This is a genomic window from Streptomyces sp. NBC_01116, from assembly GCF_041435495.1.
Lineage (GTDB): Bacteria > Actinomycetota > Actinomycetes > Streptomycetales > Streptomycetaceae > Streptomyces.
Window position 1 is genome coordinate 1,409,411 of sequence record NZ_CP108644.1, and the last position, 9,512, is coordinate 1,418,922.

Genomic DNA, 9,512 nt, shown 5'->3' on the forward strand with positions numbered 1-9,512 from the left:
GAGGCGGCCATCGACTTTCTTCGGACCCCCGTCAGAGCCGTACGACACGGGCGGAGGCGATACTGGTCGTAGCAGTCGCCCCGCCGCCGAACCGGCTCCTGGCCGGGGCGGCCGGTGGGGCCCGCCTTGCCGATGCCTTCGAGGGGAGCCGTTCATGACCACGGCGAAAGACCTGTTCATCATCGCCATGGATCCGGTGCCGGAACACACGGTGGGGCAGGGCGACCTGTCGCTCGCACTCGCGGGAGCCGAGCTGCTCGATCTCGTCGCTGCGGGAGCCGTCACCGTGGAGGGCGACCTGATCGTGCCGGGCGGGTCGCCGGCGCCGGACGACCGACTCCTCGGCGAGGCCGCCGCACGGATCACCGGGGAGCCGCCCTACGAGCGGATCGAGGACTGGCTGTGGCGCCGCGGCCGGGACCTCGCGGGAACCTACCAGGACACGCTGGAGAAGGACGGCGAGCTCACGCAGAAGAGAAGCGGCCGGCTGCCCTTCGGCCCCAGGCGCGTGGAGCTGGTCGACACACCCGGCCGGCACCGGGCCGTCGCCCGCCAGGACGAGGGAGAACCCGTCCTGGCCGCCCTCGCGTCGGCCGTGGGCATCGAGGGCGGAAGGTCGGGTGACGACGAGCCCAGCCTCGACGACGAGACGGCGACGACCGTGGTCGCCACCGTCCACGAAGCCGTGATGGAGCTGGAGGCCGTACGCCAGAGGCGGACCATCGAGAACACGGCCTTCGCCAACGTCTGGCGCGGACCGTGAGCCGGAGCCCCCGGCCCGGCACACCGCAGGGTTGACCTTGACACGGTGACAAGCTCTTCACTGCTTGCCGAGGAGGTGGTCTCGATGACGGTCACGGGACACGACACGGACAAGGTACGAGCGCTGCGTGGGCTGGAGGACGACCGTGCGTCGGTGCGGCTGCGAGCCGCTCTGGCGGTCGGCTCGACGCCGGATCCGGGCTTCGTCGGCGCGCTCGTCGAGCGGTGCGCGGTCGAGCCGGAGTTCTTCGTACGCGACATGCTGACCTGGGCGCTCACCCGCCACCCGGTGTCCGTCACGCTTCCCCGGTTGCTCCGCGAGCTCCATTCCGAGCGGACGCGGGCGCGGAGCCAGGCACTGCACACGCTGTCCAAGATCGGGGACCGGAGGGCGTGGCCGGCGATCACCCGGGCGTTCCTGACCGACGCCGACGACGAGGTGGCGCGGAGTGCCTGGCGGGCGGCGGTCGTCCTCGTACCGGAAGGGGAGGAGGCCGCGTTGGCCGGGGTGCTGGTGTCGCAGCTCGGGCGCGGCGGGCGGGAGACGCGGCTGAGCCTCAGCCAGGCGCTGGTCGCGCTGGGGGACGCGATGGAGTCGGCCCTGGCCGCCGCGGCGAGGAACCCCGACCCGCTCGTCCGCGCGCACGCGCTCGCCACCCAGCGGCTGCTGCGCGACCCGGACGCCGGGTTCACGCTCGCCGTGGAGGAGGCGAAGCGCGTCGTGGCCCTCGGCGGCCATGGCGCCTCCGAAGGCTTGGAGGGTTCCGGCGGCTCCGGCGGCGTCAGTGGCGTCGGCGGCTCCGGCGGCGTCAGCGGCTCCGGCGGCGTCAGCGGCTCGGATGAGGAAGGTCCGTAGGGCGTGCTGATCGGTGAAGTCGCGCGGCGGTCCGGGGTCAGTGCCCGCATGCTCCGGCACTACGAGTCGCTCGGTCTGGTGCGGCCCTCGGGCCGTACCGGGTCCGGCTACCGGGAGTACTCCGGGGCGGACATCCAGCGGATCTTCCATGTCGAGAGCCTGCGGGCGGTGGGACTGTCACTGCGGGAGATCGGGCGCGCCCTCGACGATCCCGGCTTCACTCCCTCCGCACTCGTCGACGACCTGATCCGTCGGACACGCGAACGCATCGCGGTGGAGACCGAGTTGCTCACCCGGCTGCATCGGGTCCACGCCACGGATCCGGCCGGCTGGGAGGACGTCCTCCAGGTCGTCACGCTCCTGGGGGCGTTGGGCTCCAAGAGTCCCGCCGCCCGCCAGCGGGCCGCCCTCGCCTCGGTCGACGAGGTTCCGGTGGAGGCCCTGGTCGAGGCGGCGCTCGACGAGGGCGACCCGCATGTGGCCGGGGCCCTTCGCTGGGCACTGGCGCGATCGGGCGGCGGCGGCCCGGCGCTGCTGGCCGAGGGACTCGGCTCACCGGTGGCCGCGGTGCGCGAACGCGCCGTACGGGCCCTCGCCGAGATGCCCGGCGGCGAGGCCACCGCGCTGCTGCGGGACGCCCTGGCGAGCCCCGATGCCGTGGTCCGCGGCTACGCCGCTCCGGCCCTCGCGGCACGGGGCGAGGCGACCGCTGTCCCGGCCCTCGTCGATCTGGTCGTGGCGGGGACGAACGACACCGACGCGGCCGACGCGCTGAGCCTGCTGGCCGCCGACGACGCGGCGGCCGACCGGATCGCGACCGTGCTCGCCGACCGGATCGCCCGCGACACCACCGGCACGTCGGCGCGCGGGCGGCTGGTCCAGGCGCTGGGTGGCGTCCCGGGGGCGGGTTCCTCACGCGCCCTCCGGGAGCTGCTGCACGACGAGGACCGTGCCGTCGCGCTGACGGCGGCGTACCTGGTTCAGCTGCGCGAGGCGGAGTGACGGTCCGCTCCCGGGACATCGTCCACGGGGGCCGGCGCGACGCGTGCCGTCGTGTCGGCCGACCGCCCTGCCCGCGCCGGGTCGCGTGCCGGGTCGCGTGACGCGTCCTGGGGTCTGTCGCGTGGCGCGTCGTGGGGTGCGGAGTCGGTCGGCGGTCGGTCCAGGAGCAGCGGGATCGTCAGGGCGGGCAGCAGCCAGACGAACACGATGAGGCGGTAGCCGAGCAGCTGATCCAGATTCGGGTGGCCCGCCTGGTTGAGGAGGCCGGCCGCCCCTGCCGCGAGGGCGACGGGCAGCACCACGGAGCGCCGCCTCAGCAGCGCCCAGGCCGAGAGCGCGAGCAGGACGGGCAGGACCGGGTAGGTGGCCTGGCGCCGGAGCCACGCCGACCAGAAGACCCGCTCCTGGACGAAGAACTCGGGCCAGGGGTCGGGCAGATCGGGGCGCTGGTAGTGGTGGGTCAGCAGGTCCTGGGCGCTGTCCTGGCCCATCGGCCAGGACAGGAGATGCGCCCCGGCGTAGACGAGCGCCGCCAGCGCGCCGCACAGTCCGGCCGCCCGGAGCACGGGGGCGGACTCCCGCCGCTTCAGCCGGAGCCACCCGGCCCGGGCCAGGAAGACGCCCGCGAGAGCGACCGCCAGCAACAGGGCCTGCGAGTAGCGGACGAGGAACATCAGGGCGAGGCCGCCCGCGACGAGCGCCGCGCCCCTACGGGGCCGGTCGCGCAGCAGCAGGACGCAGCCGAGGACGACCGCCGTGCCGAGCGCCAGGGAGAGCCCGTCGCTCAGGGGGTTCATGGCGACGGTGCCGGTGGGCAGCGCCAGGTACAGGGCCTGCCCGGCCAGACCGGCGCGCCGGGAAGCCCCCGCGGCCCGGAGGGTGAGCAGGACGCAGACGCTTCCGGCCAGCGCGACGACGAGCCCGGCGAGCCAGAGGCCCCAGGTGGCTCCGAAGGCGGCCAGGAAGGGGACCAGGAACAGCGGATAGCCGGGCCTGGCCTCGAAGATGGCCATGAAGCGGTGGTTGGCGAACGGCGCGGTCATCCCCGACGTGTTGCCGTGGCCCGACCAGTAGGCGACCGAGTCGTCGAGTCGGCGCACGCACTGCTCCCGCGTCTCGCCCGCGGCCTTCCTGCTGGTCCAGGGGATGAGGTCCAGGGGCGCTCGCTGTCCGCCGGCACAGGAGTAGCCGATGGCCAGCCGGCCCGCCTCCTGCCGGTCCTCACCGCTGAGGCTCAGGGCGTAGGAGAGGTAGTTCTTCGTGTCGGGCGAGGCACGTCCGGTGACCGCTGTCAGCTGGAGCCCGGCGAAGGCCACGGCGATGAGCAGCATCCCGGCGAGGCCGGGGCGCCGGGTTCGGCGGGTGGCCGCCGACGCGCCGCGGGGCGTCGGCGAAAGCCCTCGGATGTTCGGCATCGGTCTGCGGATGTTCGGCATCGGACGGAGCCTCCCCATGCATACGGCGGTTGCTCCACCAACGAGTCAACCGACGCGGGGTGGCGTTCGCGGAGCGAATCCGGGCGGGAAGGTCGCGGGCCGATGCCCCCGGTGCGCTACCGGCCCCGCGGCTTTCCGCGCTTGCCGCTCCGGCCACCGTCCCGGCCGCCCGACGGGGGCTTCCTGCCCCCCGCGGGCTTGTTCCGGGCGCCGCCCGCGCCGCCCGCCCCGGCCCGCTTGGACTTGTCCCTGGCCTTGTCCTTGGCCTTCGCCTTGTCCTTCGCCGGGCGCGGCGGGGTGGCCGCACGGCCGCGGGTGCTGTTGACGGTGCGGCCCCGGACGATCCCGATGAACTCCTCCACCAGGTCGGGGGTGGTCTCCGCCTCGGGCCAGGACAGGGCGACGCGGGACTCGGGGGCTTCCGGGACCGGACGGTAGGTGAGGTCCTTGCGGTGGTGGAGGCGGGCCAGGGACTGCGGGACGAGGAGGACGCCCACGCCCGCCGCCACCAGCTCGATCGCGTCCGCCGTGGTCGCCGGGCGTTCGACGGCGGGCCGGCCGGGCAGGGTCTCCCAGTCGAGGAGGTCGTCCAGGGGATGCAGCACGATCTCGTCGGACAGCTCGGCGAGCGACACCTCCTCCGCGGCGGTCGCGACGTGGTCCTTGGGGATCACGACGACGGTCGTCTCGGTGTAGAGGGGGATCGCGCTCAGGACGCTCCGGTCGACCGGGAGCCGTACGAGACCGGCGTCGGCGCCGCCGCCCGCCAGCAGGCCCGGTGCCTCCGCCGCGGTGGCCTGGACGAGGTCGAGAGAGGTGTCGGGCAGCCGCTCGCGCCAGACCCTCACCCACTTGGTGGGCGTCACGCCGGGAACGTACGCGAGCCTGAAGGATGAGGGGATGTCCGAGCCTGTCACGGAACCAGGCTACCGGCAGGTGGTCGGAGGTATGTCCCATGGTCGATACCCTGGACCCATGACGTCGCACAAGACCGCCCAGACCATGAAGCCCGCCACGGCGGCGAAGAAGCTGGGTGTGTACCTCCAGGCCACCCCCGCCGAGTTCCAGGAGGGTGCCGTCTCCCGCACCGAGCTCAACGCCCTCCAGACCGACCCGCCCGCCTGGCTGGTGGAGCTGCGCCGCACCGGCCCGCACCCCCGCCCGGTCGTCGCCGCGAAGCTCGGCATCTCCATCGCGGGGCTCGCCCGCGGCGGGGTCACCGAGGCGCTCACCACCGAGCAGATCGACGCGCTGAAGGACGAGACGCCCGAGTGGCTCCAGAAGGAGCGCGCCACGCAGGCCGAGGTGCGCAAGGAGACCGCCCGGATCAAGGAGCGCAACGCCGAGCGGGCCGCGCAGTCCGGCGACCAGTAGTCCGGCCGGCGGCGGACCGGCGGTCGACCGCGCCCGGTGTCAGGGCCGACGGCCCCGTCCCTGGGGGAACTGGCCCAGGTCCACCGCACGGTGGATCGTCTCGGCCAGTTCCCGCGCGTCCTCGGTGAACGTGTCCACCCGGATCTTCCGCGCGTCGCGCAGTTCGATGGCGAAGCCGAAGCCCGTCCCCCGGGCCTCGGCCAGCGGGCGCCCGTCCTCGGCCGAGGCGGAGCCGATGCGTTCGATGTCCGTCCAGGGGATCAGCGTGGCGTTGCCCGCGACCCGGTGGGTCAGCCCCCACTCGTGGACGTCGAAGCACTGCTCCCGGGTGCGGCGGGCCTGAATCAGGCGCCACACTCCGAGGCCCAGCCCGACCAGCCCGACCCCGAGCAGCAGGCCCGCCAGTTCGGGTGCGCCGTCGGTGGTGCCGATGGAGGCGATGGTCACGGGCACTCCCAGGGCGGCGCCGACCGCGCCGACGGCCAGCAGGATCCCTGCCAGGCGCAGGCGTCTGCCGCCGTCCGTGCGGTGCTCCCGGACGAATCCGCCCAGTTCCCGTGCGGCATCGGTGCGTCGCATCGCGTCTCCCCCGCTGTGGACACGTCAGATTCTGCCCGAGTCCGGGGACGTGTGCGCGTGTGTCGGGGAAACCGGCGGCCGCACGCCACGGGCCCGCGGCAGGGGTCCGCCCCGCCGGCGCGTACGTCGGGGGAACGGCCCTGCCACGGGCCCGTCGGGTTACCGGACCGGTCAGGTCAGGTCATGTCCGGTCAGGTCGGGTCAGAGAACGCCGGACTTGTCGATGGTGACCTTGGCGCGGGTCTTGCCGCTGGAGGAGCCGAGCGCCTCGATCTTGCGGACCAGGGCCATGCTGTCGTCGTCGGCGACCTCGCCGAAGACGACGTGCTTGCCGTCCAGCCACGGGGTGAGCACCGTGGTGATGAAGAACTGCGAACCGTTGGTGTTCTTGCCGGCGTTGGCCATCGAGAGCAGGCCCACACGGTCGTGCTTGAGCGTGAAGTTCTCGTCGGCGAACTTCTCGCCGTAGATGCTCTTGCCGCCGGTGCCGTCACCGCGGGTGAAGTCGCCGCCCTGGAGCATGAAGTCCGTGATGACGCGGTGGAAGGACGAGCCGGCGTAGCCGAAGCCCTTCTCGCCGGTGGCGAGCGCGCGGAAGTTCTCCGCCGTCTTGGGGACGACGTCGTCGAACAGGTTGAACGTGATCCGCCCTGCGGGCGCGTCGTCGATGGTGATGTCGAAGTAGACCTTGGTTGTCATGGTGACATCCTCACATTCCTGGCAACCGCAGGTGAAACCCGGGTTGGGTCGGCACGTCGGATGTCCTGTTTCCGCTCACCTCCCGGCGGTCTCCCCGTGGGCCGCGTAGGCGGCGTCCACCAGGGCCGTCTTGCGCGGGTCGTCCGCGAGCCGGGAGCCCATCCGGTTCATGACGTACCCGAGCGCGATGGAGGCATCCGGGTCGGCCAGGCCGCAGGAGCCGCCCGCGCCGTCGTGGCCGAACGCCCGTGGGTCGGGGCCGTAGGAGCGGTTCGCGCCGCTCAGCCAGAGGCCGAGGGCGATCTCCGTCTCGTGGACGAAGCCGTCGCCGAGGACGAGGTCGCGGCAGGGGCCCTGCCCTTCGCCCACGCGGGCCGCGGCCTTCTCGGAGAGGATCCGGCGGCCGTCGAGGCTGCCGCGTCCGGCCAGGATGCCGTAGAGCGCGGCCACCGCGCGGGCGGTGCCGTGGCCGTTGGCCGCGGGGATCTCCGCCGCCCGCCAGGCGGGCGTGTTCGCGGCGGACCGGCCGGTGGGCGGGTTGAGCAGGGAGGCGACGGCCACCGGCGACATCCGTTCCAGGAGCGCGGCCTGGGCGGCCCGGTCGGGACGTTCCTGGACGAGTTCGGCGAGCCGGTGGACCTGGTCCTCCGGGAGGCCGAAGGTGAAGTCGATGCCCAGCGGTCCGGTGATCTCCCGCCGGAGGAACGCCCCCGGCAGCAGCCCGGTGATGCGGCGGACCACCTCGCCGACGAGGAATCCGTAACTGATCGCGTGGTAGCCGGAGCGGGTTCCCGGCTCCCACCAGGGGGTGGTGGCGGCGAGCCGGGCGCAGACCGTCTCCCAGTCGTACAGCTCCTCCAGGGTGAGCGGGGTGTCGGGTCCGGCCACCCCGGAGCGGTGCGAGAGGAGGTGGCGTACGAGGACGGATCCCTTGCCGTTCGCGGCGAACTCCGGCCAGTAGGCGGCGACCGGGGCGTCCAGGTCGAGCAGGCCCCGGTCGGCCAGGAGATGTGCGCAGAGCGCGGTCGGGCCCTTGCCGGTGGACCAGACGTTGACCAGGGTGTCCCGTTCCCAGGGGCGGGTGCGGGCCGCGTCGGCCCAACCACCCCAGAGGTCCACCACCGGCTTCCCGTCGACCAGGACGGTCACCGCCGCGCCCAGTTCGCCGCGCTCGGTGAAGTTCTCCTCGAAGGCGTCCCGGACTCCGGTGAACCGGTCGTCGCAGTGGCCGTGGAGCTGCGGCACGGGGCCTCCCTCGTCGCGGGCGCGGGTCCGGCGGAACCGGGCGCCCCCGCAACGTACCGACTGGTCGGACCGGAGGGAAGGGCCGGCATCCCCAGGCCCCGCACTCCCCCGGTGGACCCGGGACTCCCGGGGCGGACCCTGGTGAACCCTGGAGGCCCGGGGCGGACCTGGACTCCCCCGGCCCCGCCCCGGTCAGCGGCCGCCCGCCTCCAGGCTCAGGCTCCAGCGGCCCGGCAGACCGGTCAGCGTGATGGTGGACAGCGGACGGACGTCGACGTTCCAGTACGCGGAGGGCGGGGCGTTCAGGGCGTAGACGAGGGCGGCCCGGATCACCGCCGGCTCGGCGACCGCGACGACGAGGCCGTCGTCGGCGGGGCGGGTGTCCAGCCAGCCGCCGACCCGCCCGATGAAGCCGAGCATCGACTCGCCGCCGTGCGGCGCACTGCGCGGGTCCGCGAGCCAGTGGTCCACGGCGGCCGGTTCCCGGGCGGTGACCTCGCCCAGCGTCATCCCGCGCCAGCGGCCCATGTCCCAGTCGCGCAGGGCCGGTTGCGCCATCGGCGCGAAGCCGAGGGCGTCCCCGGTGGCGCGGCTGCGCGGGGTGGGCGAACAGTAGCGCAGCTCGGCGGCGCCGAGCGGGACGAGCGTGTGGGCGACGAGCTGCACCTCGTGCCAGCCGGCCTGATCGAGCGGCCGGTCGTCGTCGAAGCGCTCGGCCAGCCGGGAGGAGGTGCGCGCCGCTGCGACCAGGGAGACCCGAAGCGTCATGGCGGGATCGTGAGGGCGAACGCCTGTTTGGTCAAGAGGGCGTGCGAGCCCGGCATGATCCGGACGAGGGGCCCCGGGCCGTCGGCCGGCCGTTCCCGCCCTTGTCGTACGGGAGGACGAGACCCGCCCGCCCGGCCAGGTCCTGTCGTCGAACTGCCGTCGTCGCCCGAAGGGCGGCCCTGCGGGGCCAGGTGCGTGCTCCCGGTGTGCCGGGTGCGGGTACTCGTACGGGACGCACTCGGGCCTGCGCCCGGTGCGGCGGGAGCACGTGCACGGTGCCGCGGGGAAGGCGGCAGCTCGACGACAGGGCCTAGGCCGGACCACTCCGACCTCGCCCTCAAGCCCCCGACCACGGCCCGCGCCATCGACGACACCGTCCACGAACCCGTCGCGCCGCGGCAGACCTTGGCCGATGCGGTCGGTGGCGGACCGGGAGCATCCACCGAAGGTCGCAGACAGGTCTCCTTCCCCTTGATGACGTGACGGCCCCCTATGGGTGTCAATGTGGTGATATGCGGCATTAAGGAAGCTGGAAGGAGAGGAACACCCATGACGAACAGTCCGTATGACCTCGACGTCCGAGTAGGCGCGTCGGCAGACATCGGCGGCCGGGACGAGCACTCCGGGAGCCGGGCGGGGCAGGGACTCGCACCGGCAGTGAGGCAGGCGACCTGGCCGATGACCAGCACCACGCTGCACCCGATGGCCGGGGCCCAGTCCGCGGCCGTGCGGGCCGGCCGGCCGATGACCAGCCACACGATGCACCCGATGACCTGGGCGTAGGCGAACTG

General features: G+C 73.7%; 11 protein-coding genes. 5 read left to right on the top strand and 6 right to left on the bottom strand.

Translation table 11 applies throughout. The annotated features are described in order from the left end of the window. The first annotated feature begins 154 nt into the window (after positions 1 to 154). The 3 genes from OG245_RS05980 (at position 155) to OG245_RS05990 (ending at position 2,620) form a co-directional block, all read left to right on the top strand. Positions 155 to 763, top strand: coding sequence for a GPP34 family phosphoprotein (locus OG245_RS05980; protein ID WP_371622499.1), 609 nt, complete (start codon positions 155 to 157; stop codon positions 761 to 763). Between the two features lie 84 nt (positions 764 to 847). After that, positions 848 to 1,618, top strand: a complete 771-nt coding sequence (locus OG245_RS05985) for a HEAT repeat domain-containing protein (RefSeq protein ID WP_371627815.1) — start codon at positions 848 to 850, stop codon at positions 1,616 to 1,618. Between the two features lie 3 nt (positions 1,619 to 1,621). Then, positions 1,622 to 2,620 (top strand): MerR family transcriptional regulator, encoded by a 999-nt coding sequence (locus OG245_RS05990; protein ID WP_371622500.1) that lies wholly within the window; start codon positions 1,622 to 1,624, stop codon positions 2,618 to 2,620. Here OG245_RS05990 and OG245_RS05995 read toward each other — a convergent pair. Next, on the bottom strand, positions 2,599 to 3,951 hold the full coding sequence (locus tag OG245_RS05995) for a hypothetical protein (protein WP_371627816.1): 1,353 nt from the start codon (positions 3,949 to 3,951) through the stop codon (positions 2,599 to 2,601). The genes OG245_RS05990 and OG245_RS05995 overlap by 22 nt on opposite strands. Before the next feature lie 221 nt (positions 3,952 to 4,172). Then, positions 4,173 to 4,973, bottom strand: a complete 801-nt coding sequence (locus OG245_RS06000) for a LysR family substrate-binding domain-containing protein (protein WP_371622501.1) — start codon at positions 4,971 to 4,973, stop codon at positions 4,173 to 4,175. Positions 4,974 to 5,031: 58 nt separating this feature from the next. Between OG245_RS06000 and OG245_RS06005 the strand changes: the two genes are divergently transcribed. Then, on the top strand, positions 5,032 to 5,430 hold the full coding sequence (locus tag OG245_RS06005) for a DUF5997 family protein (RefSeq protein ID WP_371622502.1): 399 nt from the start codon (positions 5,032 to 5,034) through the stop codon (positions 5,428 to 5,430). Positions 5,431 to 5,469: 39 nt separating this feature from the next. Here OG245_RS06005 and OG245_RS06010 read toward each other — a convergent pair whose 3' ends face one another. The 4 genes from OG245_RS06010 to OG245_RS06025 all read right to left on the bottom strand — a co-directional run bounded on the left by OG245_RS06010 (position 5,470) and on the right by OG245_RS06025 (position 8,721). After that, positions 5,470 to 6,009 carry a hypothetical protein gene (locus OG245_RS06010; protein ID WP_371622503.1) on the bottom strand — a complete coding sequence of 180 codons (540 nt, stop codon included), beginning with the start codon at positions 6,007 to 6,009 and terminating at the stop codon, positions 5,470 to 5,472. 201 nt (positions 6,010 to 6,210) lie between these two features. Then, entirely contained in the window at positions 6,211 to 6,708 is a 498-nt protein-coding gene (locus tag OG245_RS06015) for a peptidylprolyl isomerase (RefSeq protein ID WP_215109274.1), read from the bottom strand. Positions 6,709 to 6,783: 75 nt separating this feature from the next. Then, positions 6,784 to 7,953, bottom strand: coding sequence for a serine hydrolase domain-containing protein (locus OG245_RS06020; protein WP_371622504.1), 1,170 nt, complete (start codon positions 7,951 to 7,953; stop codon positions 6,784 to 6,786). 192 nt (positions 7,954 to 8,145) lie between these two features. After that, positions 8,146 to 8,721 carry a histidine phosphatase family protein gene (locus tag OG245_RS06025; RefSeq protein ID WP_371622505.1) on the bottom strand — a complete coding sequence of 192 codons (576 nt, stop codon included), beginning with the start codon at positions 8,719 to 8,721 and terminating at the stop codon, positions 8,146 to 8,148. Positions 8,722 to 9,270: 549 nt separating this feature from the next. On the opposite strand from OG245_RS06025, the gene OG245_RS06030 reads away from it, so the two are divergent. After that, the gene (locus tag OG245_RS06030; protein WP_371622506.1) at positions 9,271 to 9,504 is read left to right on the top strand and encodes a hypothetical protein; all 234 of its coding nucleotides are present in this window, start codon (positions 9,271 to 9,273) and stop codon (positions 9,502 to 9,504) included. Positions 9,505 to 9,512 lie beyond the last annotated feature (8 nt).